At 48.8% G+C, this 18,584-nt stretch carries 6 protein-coding genes; all 6 read right to left on the reverse strand.

Annotated elements, in window-relative coordinates; genetic code table 11:
- Positions 1 to 3 precede the first annotated feature (3 nt).
- Positions 4 to 633 (reverse strand): YigZ family protein, encoded by a 630-nt coding sequence (locus V5J35_RS04395; RefSeq protein WP_354010087.1) that lies wholly within the window; start codon positions 631 to 633, stop codon positions 4 to 6.
- Positions 634 to 693: 60 nt separating this feature from the next.
- Positions 694 to 1,053: a PilZ domain-containing protein gene (locus V5J35_RS04400; protein WP_354010088.1), complete on the reverse strand. Its 360-nt coding sequence runs from the start codon at positions 1,051 to 1,053 to the stop codon at positions 694 to 696.
- Positions 1,054 to 1,068: 15 nt separating this feature from the next.
- Positions 1,069 to 13,404 (reverse strand): coiled-coil domain-containing protein, encoded by a 12,336-nt coding sequence (locus V5J35_RS04405; RefSeq protein ID WP_354010089.1) that lies wholly within the window; start codon positions 13,402 to 13,404, stop codon positions 1,069 to 1,071.
- A 265-nt stretch (positions 13,405 to 13,669) separates the two neighbouring features.
- Complete coding sequence (locus V5J35_RS04410; RefSeq protein WP_354010090.1) at positions 13,670 to 16,612, reverse strand: hypothetical protein; 2,943 nt, start codon at positions 16,610 to 16,612, stop codon at positions 13,670 to 13,672.
- Between the two features lie 26 nt (positions 16,613 to 16,638).
- Positions 16,639 to 17,478, reverse strand: a complete 840-nt coding sequence (locus tag V5J35_RS04415) for a hypothetical protein (RefSeq protein WP_354010091.1) — start codon at positions 17,476 to 17,478, stop codon at positions 16,639 to 16,641.
- Between the two features lie 199 nt (positions 17,479 to 17,677).
- Complete coding sequence (locus tag V5J35_RS04420) at positions 17,678 to 18,496, reverse strand: hypothetical protein (protein ID WP_354010092.1); 819 nt, start codon at positions 18,494 to 18,496, stop codon at positions 17,678 to 17,680.
- Between the last annotated feature and the right edge of the window lie 88 nt (positions 18,497 to 18,584).

Below are 18,584 nucleotides of genomic sequence, written 5' to 3' on the forward strand. Positions count from 1 at the left end.
GGGTTAGTCGTCTGACCATCGTATGGTTGCCTGCCCTTTACTGACCTCTGACACTCTGAACCCAAAGGACTGATGCTCAGAATCAGGAAGTGAGACCTGTAATTCAACGACTTCAGAATAGCTATGGCTGACCACTTCCCCCCCAAAGCCTTCCAGCAAATGTCTGACGACCTGTTCAGAGGCATAATCAATAACCACTATACCCGTTTTCATTGCCACCCGCTGTTCAACCGGCAACGCATCACAGGCCGCCTGAACTGAAGCTCCATAGGCTCTGACCAGACCACCAGCCCCCAGCTTGATACCACCAAAATAACGCACGACAACAGCACAGAGTTCGCCAATGCCTTTATGCTGAAGAACGTTTAGCATAGGCTTTCCGGCGGTGCCTCCCGGTTCCCCGTCGTCATCAAAACCGACCACAGTATTACCTTCCGGAGGACCGGCGATAAAAGCGAGGCAGTGATGGGAGGCATCAGGGAAACGTTGTCTCAGACTGGACTGAAACAACAGGGCTTCGCTTCGGGAAGTGACACGGGCAAGAAAACAGATAAAACGGCTGCGCTTTATTTCGGTTTCCACTTCAATAAAATCGCCAACCGCCAGGGCAGGTACAGCGTAATCCTGAGACATGAAGTAACAGATCCAGAGTTTCGACGTTATGACACCCGGGAACCTGTCGGACTCAGGGTGTCACTCTATTTCCTGAAAAGTAAAAAACTCTTTCAGGGATTCAACCAGATCAATAATATCATTGTCAGCATTGACAATGCTGTAGCCGGAGTCAAAAAACTCAGGCCCCACGTCGGGTTTGCACCAGTGGCACCGGGCCTCAAAGTCTACCGGTGTATGATCACCCGGAAGAATAATGCGCATACTGTAAACCGCACCGATTAAAACGGGTACAGTGCTGATCAACATCAGTCCGTTATTGCTGATGTTGCCAATACTGCCCATCTCTCTCATGGTATTGCGATTATAGACCCGTAAATATTCATTTAACTGGTGTCGTTTGATGGTTCGGCTTTCCTTGCCTTTTGGTATCAGTGACATTCCCTGCTCACTCCTTTACTGCGTCTTAACGGTAAACTGTTGCATCATGTTCGCCTGTCGCGTCATGAAATCCACTTTGGCTTCTGACTCTTCCTGACGATCCCTGTAAAAAGCGTTCATTTCATTCAGAGCCTGCTCTTTCCATTCATCCAGACATTGCTTGAAAACCAGGCTACCCGGGTTGGCACAAAAATCTCTTATGGCTTCTTTTTCTTTCTGTTCCTGTTTCAGGCTTCTGGCGGTATTAATCAGCTTATCCACCTCTTTTTCCGGGTCTGGTCTCTCTCTCAAGTCCGGAGTGCTGAAAAATTTGACTTTCGATTGCCGAGTGAGATTCGCGGATTTTAGCGGCCGACCTCCCCGTGAGGAAGGTCTCGCTCTTGGCGACTTGTCACCCTGCGCCATAGAGTCGCCAAACAGCATATTCGAAAATGCATAGTCGTTTTGAGAAGCATCTACTCTTACTTTACTACCAGACGTTTTTCTCCAGATAATAAGATGAACGCCAGTAAATTCTGTCTGAACGGCTGTGGCATCTATTCCTTTCTCTTTACTCTGCGATTTTTTCCTGGTTTCTTGTTGAGCCAGTGCTTTCTTTTTTTCTATTTCAAGGCTGGTTGAGTAAAAACTTAACTTGTGACTTGAATTAGTCACAAATTTAGCGCATGAGTCTTTTATGTTTTCCAGAATAGAGTCTCTTAACGACTGATTAATATGGGTTGTAAAAGACACATTGGTCAGCGCATCCATCATTTGTACATGACGTTTTGTCATACCGGTCTTTAACTCGATGGCCAGATCATCCAGGCGATCAGTGGGCTGGCTTTGCTTATCCAGTACTGAACGGAAATCAGTAATTTCTTTTTCCGCCTGTTCACGTATTTTTGTCAGACCTTTCAAGTTTCGGATATACGATCCTGAAGCCTTTTTGTCAGTCGCAACCGACTTGTCTGCCTCGAGTATATGCGCCTCAAGCTCACTGACTCTCTGGACCAGAACTTCTCTGGCCTGAATCGCCTTTTCATACAAATCTCTCCGTACCGTTTTTAAAGGGTCTGTCACCACCTGTTCAAGCCCGCTGATTGAAATTTCATTAGCGCACCGCTCAATCTGCTGTTTAACAAAGTCAGGCGTAACAATATCTTTTACTTCTGATTTATCTATCTGCTTCTTAGCGACACGTCTTGGGCTCTGCTGCATCAACGCTTCAGTCGTCTCCCGGAATGACTGAAGCACCATACTCTGCTTCAGTTCACTGCCAAGCTTTTTGTTAACACCTTCACTGAAAGTCAGATTCTGACAAACACCAGCACAACCCTGCTGAAGCCACTGATGCTCTTTTTCCAGCTGCCCGCTCACATGGCTGCGTACCTGTGCCTGTTCCAGCAATGTTTCGTAATGCCGGGTGTCTTCGTTTTGCTCACGTTTCGCCATTTCCACAAAAGCCAGCTCCACCCAGGCTTTCTTTGCCTTCCATTCCAGTTTTTTCAGGTGAGCAAGGTCTTCAGCAAATTCACCGAGAATACCGGACTGGGACCATTCGACCGTCTTTAAATGCTGTAATTGCTCCTGCATCTGGTTCTCCAGTCGTGCATCCAGTGCCGATTTTATAAGGCCTGGCTTGTCTTTATGAGTCTTTCTGATCTGCTTTTCAGCCTTAATATCATCCTCAACCTCCAGCGGCTGATTAACCAGTTTTCTCTGTGTGCTGCTCAGGTTCTCCTGATTAGCCCCGGCGTGCTCATTTATTTTCGCCTTTGCTGTTTCCAATTCTGAGGACAGAGCCTGCAGCTTCTTTTTTTGCGGAGAGTCTGAACAGATGTCTGCCACAGCTTTCATATCCACCACCACAAACAGCTTCTGAAGGTTTCTTGGTGTCGAGCGCCGCATTAAACGACCCAACTGCTGAGCGACGGCATCGGCCCTGCCCTCTTTGCCCTGCTCAACCACCCCCAGGCAGACGCCAACCGAACCCTCATCCTCGCCATCCGGGCCTTTCTGCGGAGCATCCGTTCCTTCGGATTGCTCCTGCGTAAAGTACACATCAATGCCTGTGCCGCCCTCCTGTCGCATTAAGGCTTCTTCTTCAGGCAGTACTGTCGCTCCGGACTCCTGACCATAACGCGGGTCATCCTCCAGGTATTGCTGCATCTCCTTCTGTTTGTTGTAAAACACCATTCCCCTGACTTTTTGCGCCTGCGTCGGAGCATACTCCTTTCTGGCGTTTTTCAGGTCTTGATAAAACGCTTTGGCTTTCTCAACCGTCTTATCGCCGGACTCGGTACCATCAAAAACCAGTACTGACCGGTCGGTGCCTACCTTGTTCACAACCTGCCTGAGCAACTCGGGACGATTGGCGGTGGCCGGGTCCGTGACAAAAATGGGTTCAGCCTTACTCATCCAGAAATTAAATCGCTGCTGAGTGGTAAAAGGATCGGTATGAGCCAGCTCTTTAATGTCTTCCGCCCTGTCTGCTTTTGCTACGACCGCCTGGGCGTAATTAGTACCCGGGGTTGCACACAACAGATGTCTGCGGCTACAACTCATAACGTATTCATCGTGACTACGGATGATATCGTCCATGGTCGGCTGGTAGTCGGGCAATGCACTGATCGCCCGCCGGGTGGCATCCAGTACATTCTGCGGATCTCCGGTTCTGTATGGCACAACCAGACTGACCCATTCGTCAATAAAGGTGGGAGATTTAGCCAGTATTCCAAAAATAGAGTGAAGTCGATCGACAACTCTCTTTTCCGAGGGCTGAAGGTCGCCTTTCGACTCGAGTGCATTTAACAGATGCTTCAAAATCTGGACATCTTTTACGGATATCCCGACAGGTGCCTGCCCCTCCTGCTGAAGCACTGCCTGACGCTGGTTTTCAGGCACTTCCGGAGCAACACCCAGCACGATATTTTCTATTTTTCTAACCGCTTCTTCTGTCCACCACGCCTGTCCCGGTTTTACAAAATCCTTTTCAAGATCCAACCTGCGATAAACCTTTCCTTTGGCGGCATAAAAGCGTGACAAGTCAATATCCAGCTCTGCCTGGTTAGTGACCGGAGCGCAGACCACCACGCTGCAATCTTTTTGTCCCTCTGCCAGTTCGGCAGCATGGGCTGTAAGGATCTTGAGAATGGTCGACTTACCCCAACCTGTTCCCTTATGGGATACCCTCGACATCGACTTGTCACTGGCATCATCTGCCATGCATTCCGTTAGCTGCTGCAATGCTGCATTCACCTCTTCAATCTGGTTCTCCCTCAAAACGGTGCGGGCTCGTCGCTCAAAGGACAGCTTTGCCAGCCTGTCCGTCGTTAAAGGGGCATCAGCATAGTTTTCCAGCGACCGGTGAATATTCTCCTGCGCAGTCGCGCAATCAGCCATGCTCAGATTTATCTTCCTGCACCGGTTAGCATAGGCGGCTCGATCTCCCCCTTTCTCATCAATCATCATGGGCGCATCCGCTGCCAGCTGTTGCAGGTCACGCTTTATGCTTTCCTGTCGGGAAATAATCTTCTGAGTCTGGGCAAGATCGTTCTCAGCCAGCATAAGATTGGCAACAAGATTAATAAACTCACCATCCTTACAGTGAGCGGGTAACCGGCCACGCTCAAAATCAGCCATCACCTGATTCAGAATCTGTCGTTCCGAATAACGGCTGAATTTCTCCTGATCAGCACTGGCCACCTGCTGAACAATTTGCTGCCGTAAAACCGCCATCTGTTCGACCAGACGAGTGCAGTGTTCCCGATTCACTGTCATCACACGGTCCAGTCGTCGTGAAACAAAGGCGGGAGAACCTTCAGGCGGTTCTCCATCCATGGAGGCAGGAATATACTGAGGCTTAAGCTCACACCCTTCAAACACATACAGGGGTTTGAAGACTTCCTTACGGAACCTGGCCTGTTCTGCTGCCTGCTCCCCTAACACCGGGTCGCTATCGTGTTTCAGATGCTCCTGACAGGTGTTGATAAAAGCATCTCCAGCAACATTGAAGGTCGCATCGACATTGAAGGAGGCATAGTGTTCAGGGTTGTACTCTGCAAGAGTCGTGGCACTTTTATGCTGCTCTTCACGTTTGGTTTTGATGATATTTCTTAACGGATTAAGCGACACAGTGTAGAACTGGAGATCATCAGAAGCATCCACCGTATCGATCGGTGCCTTCACAGGATGATCAACAGCAGAGTCCAGATACAGCTGGTGCGCCTGAGCTTCACAGTTAACTGGCAGCCATTTGCGCCTGCTGCCCAGGATCGCCTGAACCAGAAGCTGCTTTTTACCCACCGAATTCGATTCATTGTTCGGTTTGAGTGATACGACCTTTGATAAAAAGCGAGCCTGTTGCAGCTCTTCAACCGGCTTATCACTGATAGTCCGGGGTACCAGCTGGCCGGAAGTATCCACTTCATAGAGGAAGTATTGCGGGTTGCTCCTGGTCTTTTGCAGCAGCAAAATGCCGGTATTACCCTGGTCATCCCGAACGGGAATCCAGTCTCTTTGTACCGAGGGCTTTCCTGAACGGTTTTCAAAAGGCACTTCCAGCTCCGGGTGATCCAGTAAAAGCGTGGGGTCAACCGTCCAGACAGCTCCACCCATAGCTACTTTCCATTGAGCAAGCTGCCCTTTATCGCGTTTTTCCTCAAAGACCAGAGGAGGAATGCACTTGTTACTCTGCAACTGCATATAGCGGGTGCCAGTGACGATACTCTGCTTAACACTGGCTGTTCCGGCGCCATCAAAAAAGGTATTAAAGAGTGCGTTAGTATTTTGCCCGAGGTCAGTAATACGGTAACTGCCGCTTACTCTGGAGACCGCTGTACTATCCAGCAACTTTTGCCCCGTACCCTTTTTGAAGCAGTCCAGAACCTGTCTATGAGGATGGACGACCAGTTGACTGTCATTATGGGACTGCCCACGAAACGCTTCAGCAGTGCCTTCCAGTTTTTTCTCCTCATCCTGACAGCCTTTGACCTGATTAATCAGCTTTTGTCGTTTAGTACCCTGCTTATTACTGGAAAAATCACCTTCATTCGACGTGACTTTGGCAGTGACCAGCCTTGAGGCATTTCTGGACTCCAGATCAAACAGGCATGCTTCGTACAACTCGCTGAAGGTCGGCATATCAATCAGACCATGCTTCTGTCGCATATCCCTGAGCCAGGCGCTGGATGCCGCCGTGTAGTTGTACCAGGGCTTATCAATACCCTGATGTTCTTTACGCACACTGGTCAGAAACGACAGGACATCGCGGGCAAAGACTGGATTATCCAACAGCGACAAGGCCTGCCGCTTGCCAGACTCACCTCTGGGATCTTCTGAATCAGTGGAAGCAAAGTCAGCCGTACTTTCTGTGCGATCGCCTTCAGCAGCGTTCTCAATAGCAGCCACGGCACCGGCAATCTGTTTTTCCATGTAATGGCGGGCATTCGGAGAAACAGCGTTTGCCAGTTCCAGAGGCAACCGTCCGGGCAAAATCCGTTGTAAAGCCTCCTTGTAAGCTAACAGGCTTTTTAACGCAGAATCACCCTGCCCTTCCAGAGTCTTAACTTTCTCCTGAAACTGGCGCTGCAGTGTTGAACAGGCCGATGTCGCCAGAAATGCTGCTGTGTAGCCATCCAGCTCCCCCTGAATGGGAGATCTGGATGAATGCTGTTGCAGATGGCGCAATTTAACCAGAACCCGGGTCACCAGATCATGAGGATTGTCGGAATTCGTCTGAACCAGGCTTTCAAAAGGCCTGGTCTTTTCATCAAAACTATGCTCCCTGATGCGTGCCTTTCCACTTTCAAAAGATTTCTGCTCTGCCTCAAACACTGCCGTGTTGACATCAATCCTGGCCAGATATTTTTGTACGGCTTTTCGGGAACCGGACTCTTGTTCGTCTGTTTTGTATTTATCTCTTACACTTTGAACCTTGTCATGGCACACCTTCAGTGCCTGAATAATTTGCTTCCGTTTTTCGGACTGGCTGGGAGGTTCGTCGGGCTTATATTGATAAACCTTGCTGTTCTTTTCTATTTTTTCTATTTCTTCCTCAAGTGCAGCGGCTGCCCTGGATAATGCTACTCCTATCTGATCTTCATCCCCTTCAGGTATTACATAACCGGAGTCGTTGACCTTAAAGCTCTTAAGTTCCTGAACCAGTTGTTTAATACCAAGCGGTTCAACAGCATCCCCCATGCTGCCAGAGTCAAGGGAATAACCAGAGTCTGTACTACTGAAATCATCGGAATCACTTTCCTGAACCAGAGGTTTTTTCAGGTGGCTGAATCGTAAAAGCGCCTGTTGTTCATTAATGGCTTCATCTCTTTTCTGGAACGCCTCATCCCTGTCCAGACGTGCCGTTTCAGCAAGCTCTTTTTCCAGCGCAACCTGTTTTTCCAGTTCCCCAATTTTTACTTCTGTAACGCCAAGCTGCTCACTGGTCTGACGCTCTTGTTCCTCCAGCTTATGATGGCTATCTTCCAGTGACTTAACACGGGCTTCAGTGTTCTTCAGTTTAATCAAAGTCTCTGAAAGTTCTGTATGTTCATGCCCCAGTTGTTCCTGCTTCTCGTTCAGTTGTTGCTGCAAGCTTTCAGCCTGTTCTCTGGCTGCCTGCAACTGACTCTCGACAATGCTTTTTTCTTCTCTTACTAATGCCAGATCCTGCTGCTTTGCGGTCAGATCATCGCCTGTTGACAATATCCGGGCTTCGGCGGTTTCTGCTCTCTGCAGGGCAGCGCTCAACTCTTTTTCCAGTCTGGATTCAAGCAGAGCAACTTTATTGGATGAACCTTTCAGATCTTCTTCCAGCCGTTCTACGACCTGGGTTTTCCGTTCAAGATCATTAGTCCTGTTGGTCAGCTCAGTGGATACCTGAGCATGTGCCTTTTGAAGTGTCCCGTAATCTTCTGAGCTTTTTTTCTGTAGATTATCCAGCTCGCCCCTGAGGCGCTCTTCCTCATTCTTTAATCGTTCGTTTTCCGGCCTTAATTTATCAAGATCATCTACAGCCTGCGTGTGGGCTTGTTTTAGAGCCTTGTGATCTTTCTTGGATTCATCAATCTGCGTGGATAAAAATTCTATTCTTTTTTCAGCGGTTGCTGATTTATTTTTGAGATCGCTCAGCTCTTTATTAAGCAAGCTGCGTTCGCTATCCCAGCGACGCTTTTCATTACCAAAGCCGGTCTCTTCTTCAATCAGCTTTTTATTGCTTTCGTTTAGCTGATTTTTAACGTCCTGATAGTCAATTTGCAGAGCGGCCAGTGCTTCAGATTTTTCCGTCAAATCAGAAATCCGGCGTTCCAGACTCAGCTTTTCGCTGGTTAATTCGCTTTGAGCCAGTTTAAGCTTTCCAACTTCTTTAAGTTGGTCTTCTTTTTCGCTCCTGAACCCTTCAGCCTGACCTTTCAACTGTGTATTGAGAATACGCTGCTGTTCCAGCTCGTGATTAACACTTTGCAAATCTGATTCAGCCGATTTAATCAGGCTGTCAGCTTTCGCTTTTTCCAGCGTCAGCTTATTCAGCGCTTCATCAAGCGTATTAACCCTTTGCTCTCGCTGCTTCAGCTGTTCCTCAGCCTCTCTGATGGCGTGTTGATTTTTCAGCTCCAGCTCATTTCCCTGCACCCTGAGCTGTTCCAGTTCCAGCTCTGCTTTTTGCTTTTGTTGCAGAGTATCTTTGACAGCATCAGCCTGCAGATCACGATCTGCCGTAATGGTTTTAACATCCTCCTGAAGTCGGGTCACTTTCTCTGAAAGGACTTTTACACCTTCATCTCCGTCATTGAGTGTTGCTATCTCTAATTCACGCTCCCTGAGCTGAACTTCCAGCTTCTGGATCTGCTCTGTTTTGTCACCAAGCTCTGTAAGGCATTCATCTCTTTTCTGCTCAACCTCAGACTTTTTCTGCTCCAGTTCTGCCCTGGCTGTCTGCAGGCGTTCCAGCTCATCAGAAAGTGTTTGTTCCCGGCTAAGTGCCTGCTGATTTCTGGCTTGTTCTTCTTCAAGCTTTGTCTGGAAATCATCCGCACGTCCCTGTGCTTCCTGGTGAGCCTTTTGAGTATCGCTCAGCAATGCCTGTGACTCTTCCAGCTGGCTTTGCAGTTTTTCAAATGCTGTCTGTTGATCTGTCAGGCGTTCCGTTTCTGTCTGAAGCTGTCCCTGCAGTTTTTCCTGTTCAGCGACAAAAGCCAGGCGCTCTTTACCGGAGGTCTCCTCCTGACTCCTTAATTTGTCCTGAAGCGCTCGAATCTGTGCTTCAAATTCACTGCGCTGCTGGTTCCAGACTTTTTGTTCTTCTACCAGATTGTTCAGTTTGGATTCTGTCGCCTGCTTCTCTTCCTCAACAGCATGGCGATGCGATTCAGACTCTGTTAATGCCTTATCTTTTACTGCAAGCTCTTTCTCAAGATTCAGCCTCTGCTGATCAAACTCCGACTCTTTCTGGCTGATAACAACGCTATGCTGTTCCTGTTGCTCTTTAAGCGCCTGCTCAAGAGACTTCACCTCGTCACTGATCGTTGTCTGTGCTTTTTCAGCATCCGTTAGCTGTTGCAGGTATTGCGTCTCTTTACTTCTAAGTTCATCCAGTTCTCTTTCAAGTCTGGTTTCCTTATCTTTTAAACCAGCCAGTTCGGTCTGAGCTTTCTGGTCAGCTTCAGCCTGGCTGGACAATTGCTGCCCTGCTTTCTCAGCCTCTCCCCGAACGGTGTTGAGCGCTTCCTGAAGCTCGCTGATCGTTTGCTGAGAGGACGTTACCTGATCCTGCAATGCCCTTGCTTTTTCTTCAGCTGTTTCCCGTTGTTTACTGGCGGTTTCAATCTCTGACAGTTTCTGGTTCAGCGCTTCCTGAGACTGTTCAGCTTTTGCCTTCCAGCCAGCGGTCTCTTCTTCACTGTCTTTAAGCTTCTGCGCAAGTAACTGACTTCCTTCTAATGCCTCACTCAATACCTGATCATGCTGTTTCTGTTTTGTTTCAGAGTCATCAATTAGCTGTTGATAGTCCGACTTCAGCTTCTGCAACTCGTTTTCTCTTGCGGAAGCCCGCGTTTCAGCATCAGCCTGCGCTTCCTGACTTGAAGCCAGTGCAGACTGATTTTCTAATTCCGCAGCATTAAGAAGGTTGTGCTGTTTTTCCAGCTCCTGGTGTTTTGTCTGCCATTCACTTAACTGATCTTTTAATAACGCCTCACCGGCTTGAAGATCAGATAATTGACGTTGTAATAATTTATTCTCAGTTTCAGAAAGATTATTTTTCTGTTCCGTTTCTGAGGTAAGAGATTGTAAGGATGTAATTTGATCACGGTAGGCGTTCAGCTGGCTTTCATGTTCAGCCACTGCTTCATCAAACTGACGCTTCCAGTCCTCGATTTTGTTATTTTTTTCTGAAAGCTGCTGCTCAAGGCTGGTAATCTTTTCATTCGCTTCCTCGATAAGCCGTTTACTTTCAGCCTGCACCGCTTCAATGTCTTCATCAGTCTGCTGTTGAGCATTGGCAATCGCCTGCCTGGCTGCTCTTAACCGGATAACTTCCAGTTGTTCCCGATTCAGTTTTTCCTGATTTTTTTCAAGTTCTGACTTTAAATGCTGGACCTCTATACTTTCCTGTCTTTCTCTCTCAGCAAGAGCCTCTTTAGCCTGACTGGCTTCAGCTTTAAGCGTTGCCTCAATCTCTTTATAGGCTTTCAGCTGGTTGTTCAGTTCATCACTTAACTGTTTTGTACTTTCCAGCTCTTCGGTTAATTGCTGTTGTTCATCCAGAGTCCGTTTCAAGACATTTTCTGCCTCTGACTGCTGAAGACTCAGTTGTTGTTCTTTCTCTGCAACACTCTGTTCAAGTTCTTCAATTTTGCTTTCCAGTGAGGTTTTATCTTTCTCCACGCTTTGCAGTGTGCTGTTGAGTTCCTCAAGCTGAGTATTTAATGAGGCTTCCTGCGTTTTGCTGGCTTCTGCCGCTTCTGTTAACGCACTTATCTGCTCGTTTTTCGCTTCTATCTGGTTGCGCAGTTTATCACTCAACTGTTTTGTACTTTCCAGCTCTTCGGTTAACTGCCGCTGTTCATCCAGAGCCTGTTTCGAGGCCTTTGCTGCTTCTGACTGCTGAAGACTCAGTTGTTGTTCTTTCTCTGCAACACTCTGTTCCAGCTCTTCAATTTTGCTTTCCAGTGAGGTTTTATCTTTCTCCACGCTTTGCAGTGTGCTGTTGAGTTCCTCAAGCTGAGTATTTAATGAGGCTTCCAGCGTTTTGCTGGCTTCTGCCGCTTCTGTTAACGCACTTATCTGCTCGTTTTTCGCTTCTATCTGGTTGCGCAGTTTATCACTCAACTGTTTTGTACTTTCCAGCTCTTCGGTTAACTGCCGCTGTTCATCCAGAGCCTGTTTCGAGGCCTTTGCTGCCTCTGACTGCTGAAGACTCAGTTGTTGTTCTTTCTCTGCAACACTCTGTTCCAGCTCTTCAATTTTGCTTTCCAGTGAGGTTTTATCTTTCTCCACGCTTTGCAGTGTGCTGTTGAGTTCCTCAAGCTGAGTATTTAATGAGGCTTCCAGCGTTTTGCTGGCTTCTGCTGCTTTTGTTAACGCACTTATTTGCTGGTTCTTCGTTTCCAGCTTTGAATGGACTTCCGCTAGCGCATCAACCAGTTCCTCAACAGCCTGGTCACTGTTTTTCCTCAGTGTTTTAAGATTCTCTTCTGCTTTTCGCAGTTCGTCTTTTGTCTTTTGATGTTTCGCCTCAAACTCTTCAGCAGCAGCTAACAACTGTGCTTCCGATGCACTTTTAGCCTGCTCCAGCTGTTGTTCCATCTCAGCCAGCTGATCTTTGAGGTGTGACTCTGCAAGCGTTAACTGTTCCAGTTGCGATTTCAGCTCATCGTTACTTCTGGCAGACTCCTCCAGCAAATCATGCACTTCCTGAAAGCGTGTTGCCGCCTCAGCCGCTGCCTGACGGGAACGTTGTTGTTCCTGCTCCAGCGCAGAACTCTTTTGCAGAACCTGGTCTTTCTGGCTGGCAATCTCCCTTTCCAGTCCCCCTATTGTTTCCTCAAGTTTACCTTTGGCGGCCTGCGTCTCAGCCAAAGCATTTCTCATCCGGGCTTCACCCAGTTGTAATTTTTCAATCAACGCCTGTTGGTGCTGTTGCTGCTCCAGAAGGCTGGCGTTCTCATCCGTTAACTGGTCATTGCTGGTTTTCAGCCGTTCCCACTGATCCTTTAAAGTCTCAAGCCCTGCTTCCCGGTCACTCAGCAACTGAGTCTTAGATTCCAGTTCCTGGTTTAAAAACTGAATGGTTTGCTCATTGTGCTCAGCGTGACTCTGTGCTTCTTCAAGATGACTGTTGAGCTGCTCCACTTCGGCCTTCAGCTGTTCAATAGCCTGCTGGCTTTCCTCCAGCTGTTCCTGAAGTTCGTCTTCATGCGAAAGAAGGGGAGACGTTGAGGGTTGGCCCGGTTGCACCCCAGAGTCAGGGTACTGCTCGCCAGGCATGAGTTTACCTCTCTGAACCTCTTTGCCTTCTGTGAAACCAGCGTACTGGGGCTGAGGGGCGGCAAAAAGCTTACCTTCAACCGGTGCCTCGAACACTTCTTCTCCAGAGAAATAACCTGAATCTGTTTCATTTTCTGGACTGCCCGGTATGACAAAAGGTGCTTTGCAGGGTATATAGCCTTCCGGTATATAACTTCTCCGACAATAATATTCAGTGACAGCTTCGAGATCTTCCCTGAGTTCTTCCAGTTCCGCACTGAGAATAATTGCTCGATAGAAGCCATCGTCTGTCTTGTTTCTCTCCAGCTGTTCATTTTTTGCAGTTTCACGCTGCTCGATGACTTCCCTCATCACCTTAGCCCTCGCAACGGTCAGCTGAACACTTCCCAGAGGAATTGTTTCTCTTGTAAGGGATTCTGTTGTGAGGGATCGCACATCCAGATTTTCCAGGGGTGGAGGCAGGGGAAAATTGAGCGCTTGATGCAAACGAATGACCCGTGCCTGCATTTGTTCAAGATTAGCGGCACTGGCACGCTGAACCTCATATTCAGTGACGCCCATAACCGTGCTTTCTGCTCCGGAAGAACGCGAAAATGGTGCAGACAGCTTTAAAGCAGGATTACCGTAGTGCTTATCAGGCGGAGTCAGGGGCGGAGAAAGAACAGGGGTAACACTTTTCAGAGCCTCAACAGATCGTTCACTCATATCCAGGAGAGAACCTTCCATCGAAGATGACCGGCTATGAGCTGGCTTCGGAAGATACCGGGCAGGCTCTACCGGTCTGACATTCGGGCGCTTGTCATCTCCCCAGTCTACATGGACCGGGTGACGAGCGCCTGTGCTGTGCTGCGTGCCATCACTTCTTGGGGGAGGGAAATCCATATTCCGTTACAACTCGCCCTGTTAACTTCGTAAGAAAAAAATTGGAATAAGCACTTCTATCTTGATAGCAGGAAGGTACAACTGATGGATAAGATCAACCTCTGCAATAAGCACTGCTTACTGCAATAGCTAATACTCATAAAAAGACTGCATTATGAGTGAGATAGCTTGTTCTCTAACTATTGAGGCTAGCAAGGGAGTTAACGGTGGTTTTTAACTCAAGAGATAAATTTAAAATAACAAGCAAATTTAGAATTAGCGTTCGCTATATATACAAGCCGTCAATCAGAAACACATCACCTTCGCTGCGTCTGTGTACTTCTTCAAGCAGGTGAGCATATAGTGCCGATAGCTGGCGATATTCACCTTCAGACAACGACGTCCTGTTCAGTGCCTGCTTTGCCTGACTGCACAGGTTGTCAATATTCAAAGTTTCAGCTGGCTGTATATCTGCCCTCTGCAATTCAATTAAAAATGGAAATTTCAGCTGACCCGAATCCTTCCTCTCCTCGCAGAGCCTGTCCAGACAGTTATGGATCAAAGGGATCTGATACTCAGCAGTCCAGTTTTCAAGATTGGGCTGATGCCTGAGCCCCGCCCGGGCAGAGTGTTCAAGAAATGACACAACCATAGCCATCAGGCTGGCTTCCGGCACTTTATAAGACAACAGCCGCTGTTCGCAGTTGCCTTGCTCTTTTTCCGCAATGGCTCTGACTTTGCTCCTTAATACACCGACATTCATGCGGGCTATATTATGCGGCTGAAGCTCCGGGTAATGCTGAATAAAGTGTTGATAAAAAGCAGGTTTTGAGTCTTTCAAGTAATCCAGCGTGTCTTTAAGGGCGATCAGCATTTCACCATCGTTCGTACACCGGAATGCCGCATAAGTTCGTCTGAAAAAGTTTTGCATCTCAACAGCATGATTCAATGCCTGGGATTTTACAGTACCGATTTCCCTGTAGAGCAGTTTTTTCAACCAGGGACCCGCTTCATTAATAGCAGCGTGCAGCTGACACCACGAATAATTAAACCAGCCTTCCTTTAACAGGAAACGGATGGTCCGGAGATCGTCACTTTGCCCCGCTCCTTCAATGCCAAGCTCCGCGAACCTGTCCAGCTGATCTTCAACAATCTGAAGAATTCTCTGCCTGCAAGCCCTCGTATCTCCATGAACAATACCCTCATACTCTGCCCACATGCCTTCCACTGTCTTCTCAAGGGTTGCCCGGGCTTGCGCAAGACGGTCAAATGCCGGATTTTTCGAATCAATACTCCCTATTCTTTCCAGCTTGTGTAAATGACGCGACAACTGATCCAGCGTGCTGCTATGAAAGTTAATTTCCCGGTCAACCGGTAGCAGTTCATGACTGACATCCAGCCTTGAATAAAGCCGGGTTAAACGCTCTTCTATCGCTTCGGCCTGTACGGCAACACTCCCGGCATCCAGCTGGTCACCGGCATAAAACAGCAACGATTGACAGATTTCCTCTTTTGCTGAATTTCTTGCCACTTCATCCTTGCGAATCTGAAACTGTCGCATCAGCAATAAAGCCTGAAGGTCCTTGCCTTCAGACAGTTGATAGCGCTGATGGGCGTCATGAAGCGACGCATCCATACGCCTCTCTTCTGCCTGTAAATGCTGTTCTATCCTGGCAATATACCGATTCAGGTCGATGCCTTGCCGTGGGTCAAACTCTTCAGGTACGACCTTTCCTGCAAAAAGGTGCTCAAATGATCTGGCATCCTTAATGGCTTTATGGGCAGCAATATTAACCAGCCGCTCTTTCTGAACCTTCAGAGCCCGTGTTAGCTGCTCAAACTGACCAGCCCTGAGGGTTGCCGCTAAACCCTGTAAGTGAAGGAACTGGAAAGCATGTAACGACTCAAGGTCTGAAAATTCTCTTGTGACAAAGTCTTTCAGGTCAGGTGTCGGCTGTTCAAACAGGGAGGTTATCTTTCCCAGCAATAGCTGGCTGCCGTTAAGTTTCGTTGGAAGGATTGATGACGGAGGCGCAGGGCAGCCCACAGCGGCCCGCTGTGCTCCGGCACAAAAGCGCCGGAGTGGGCCTTTCTCCCGGTTAAACGCTGTACGGCGACCCCGGGGGGCTGATCGTAAAGGTACTAAACCAGGTTCTTCCGGGATAACCTCAGTTTCGATGGGAGCCGGCGGTTGATGACGTTCAGGTAATCTTTCCAGTCGTCGTCTATTACCCAGTATTGGCTTGAAACCCTGAATTTCAGGATGAGCTTCAGCCCGCAATGGCGCTCCAAACATCTCCTCAACACTGACATCCTGCCTGACATCTTCAGCCTCAGGCGCGGCATCCGCTTCACCATTGCCACCCACGGGATCAAAAACAAAATCAAGCAGCCTTTCAAGCTTACCCACACCATAACACCCCAGCCGATAAGCACCATGGCACAACCAGCCCAGATTCTGGCCAACACAGTGAATAAGCTGTGATGGACCCTGCAGACATTGTGTCAATTTATTTTCTGCACGAGCCCGTCTTTCCGTTCTCTCCCGGGCAACATCCGGTTCCAGCCGCTCATTGGCTGTTGAGACATTGTGGCCATTCAATGGCCGGGAGCCCAGACGGCAGGCTTCGTTAACACCATCCAAAAATTGCCTTGCACTGTCACGAAAGACCTGACAGTCGTCGAACACTGCCTGCAGCAAACGATTGACCTCCTGCATAGACACTCTACGGTCAGACACTTTAAGGCCAGACACTGCCCTGTTCAGATCCTGAATGCTTGTCTGTAGTCGACTTAGGTCCGCTTCAACCCCTATTCTCCCCCGTCCATCCCATTCTGCCTCAAGCGCCGGGGCATTCCCCGTAGCCAGCTGTATGGAATAGGCGTGTATCCGGGCTCCCAGTTCTGGAATAAATTCCAACAGGGGCGTGGTTCTCTGCAACACCCGCTCAACATCCTGTTCATCCCTGATAAGGTTTTTGCAGGAAACCAGATGACCAGCCTCAACGCTCAGCTGATTGATCATCGCATTAAGTTCATCCCCGAGGCGCTGGGGAGGCTGCATCCTTCGCCGTTCCCGCAGCGAAACATCGGGTACTTCATCACGAGCACCGGGAAGGGCTCGCTCCGGGCTGAATGACCAGGGTCCATGACGAACAACGCCCGGGCGATCCACAGAATGGCCCGGGCGGAAAGGTTTCAAGGGTCTGGAGGAGCGATCGACATCCATGTCTGCGGACCAAAAGGCTCAGGGCATTACCTGCTTATCGGCAGGTTCTGCAGAGCCTTATCCATGAATTGCCTGAATTCTGGCATCAGGGCTTCCTGAACATCCTGCTTTTGTGCGGTAGAAAGTCTTTTCCCGGCTTCCTCCCAACCCAGGCGACAGAAACCACGGCTTTTGAATTGCTTTTTACTGACAAAATCGTTTGAAACCCAGTCCAGCCGCAAAACCCCGACATAAGGTTTAACGGCCTTTATACGAGCCGATTCGTCCGCTTTCGTCAGCACCCGACCATAGGGGGAGTAACGTGTATGGAGCATGGCCGGAGCGTTGTACAGGTCAGAGGTTGACATCAGCAGATACCCTACTGAATCATGTGACTTCATCCACTGCTCTATACGCCCCCAGTCGTAAAGATTGTCACTGCTGAACAACCCGCCCACACTGAGCCAGCCTTTTAGCACACAGCCATCAATCTTCCGGGTTGCATTCTCAGGGCATGCGTGTTCCACACTGGCCAGCAGTGTCTGGAAAAACGCCAGACTGATGCCAGCCGATTCCAGCTTCAGATGATTCTCAAGGGATTTATAGAGAGGCACACTGGCTTCGACATCCGGAGCCAGCGTGTGTTGTTGACCCACTTTTAGTAATGGCAGGAGCAGCCCTTTCTGACTTCGGTCACTCAATGTCTGCAGCATTCCGGGGGACATTTGACACTGTCCCCTCAGCTGCACAGGGCCTGTAAAGAGGTCTGAGACTGAGTCAGGCAGCCCGGATACCTGCCACTCACGGCTGTAATCCCAACCCTGTCTGATTTCAACCCCGCCGTCTCTGCGATGACTGTCAGACTTGTCTTCGCTAAACCAGTTCAACCAGGAACATCCTGTTAAAACCAGTGACAGCAAAACAGGAGTCAGCCGTATAACCGAACGATACATTCTGGACATTACTTACCTACATCTATCCTTTTGATCGTATTTTAATCTTAGATAGACCTTTCACCCTGGACTGCGCAAAGTTCATGGACGAAAGTTCTGTAGAGAAGCGTCAGAAACCCGCCAGAATCAATACCTATTCCAACCCCAAACCCTGCTCAGGTGGCTGGGTAAATTCACGAACCGTTCCTTCCAGCTGATGAATCTGACGATTAACCTGCTGACGGAAGTTGTCCATTGATTTCACGGCATCAGACTGATCCCTGATACGCTGTTCCAGCTCGGCATTCTGCTTTTTCTGCTGTGCCAGTTGCGACTGCAACTCTTCCAGTTGCCTGCGCATGGCCTGAAGATTGATCGTGACTTCAGATTGTGCAGCCACCTGTTCGGAACTCATAGCCTTCAGACTCTGGCTGGCATCCTTCAGTTCCTTACTCAGACCGGCAATGGCTTTGTTAGCCTTGTCTGCCTCAGACGCTGCGGCATCTGCCTTTTTGGTGGCTTTCACCACATTATCCTTATTAATCAGAATCCACTGCCGGTTACGCTTGTTGGACACATCCCAGAGCTTGCGGATCTCGGAATTCACTTCCTTTAACTCAGAGCGAATAGAAGAATCGCTCTGGTTCAGGGTTTCTCCCGTTGCAGAAACCTCCCCTGTCACCTGACTCAGGTTATCCTTGGCATTTTGCAACTGAGAACGGGTATCCTCAAGCACCTGCTGCATCTCATAAAACTGCCAGCCACCAGCGCCTCCCAAAGCGGCTACCAGTACCAGCAAAAACCAGGTCATACCGTTGCCCGCTTTCTTTGCCGCCTTTGGCGCTTGTGCCTTCTGTGCTTCTGCCGCTGTGGGCTTTCTGGCAGTCCCTTTTGACTGACGGCGCTCCGGGCGCTCATCTGCCGAAATGGATAATTCAGGAACAGCCTTTATTTTCTTGTCATCATCTCTCATGGGTTATCCATCCAGAATCAATCACGCCATTTTAGAAGAAAGGTTCTTCAGTCCCAAGAGACACAGCTCAAAATAAACACTGTTTTCA

Origin of the sequence: Endozoicomonas sp. NE40, from assembly GCF_040549045.1 — a bacterium.
GTDB classification, from domain to species: domain Bacteria; phylum Pseudomonadota; class Gammaproteobacteria; order Pseudomonadales; family Endozoicomonadaceae; genus Endozoicomonas_A; species Endozoicomonas_A lisbonensis.

Bases quoted from the DNA above. Each gene is read 5' to 3' on its own strand.
- V5J35_RS04420 (WP_354010092.1), bottom strand. From the start codon at position 18,496: ATGAGAGATGATGACAAGAAAATAAAGGCTGTTCCTGAATTATCCATT.
- V5J35_RS04405 (WP_354010089.1), bottom strand. From the start codon at position 13,404: ATGGATTTCCCTCCCCCAAGAAGTGATGGCACGCAGCACAGCACAGGC.
- V5J35_RS04395 (WP_354010087.1), bottom strand. From the start codon at position 633: ATGTCTCAGGATTACGCTGTACCTGCCCTGGCGGTTGGCGATTTTATT.
- V5J35_RS04400 (WP_354010088.1), bottom strand. From the start codon at position 1,053: ATGTCACTGATACCAAAAGGCAAGGAAAGCCGAACCATCAAACGACAC.
- V5J35_RS04410 (WP_354010090.1), bottom strand. From the start codon at position 16,612: ATGGATGTCGATCGCTCCTCCAGACCCTTGAAACCTTTCCGCCCGGGC.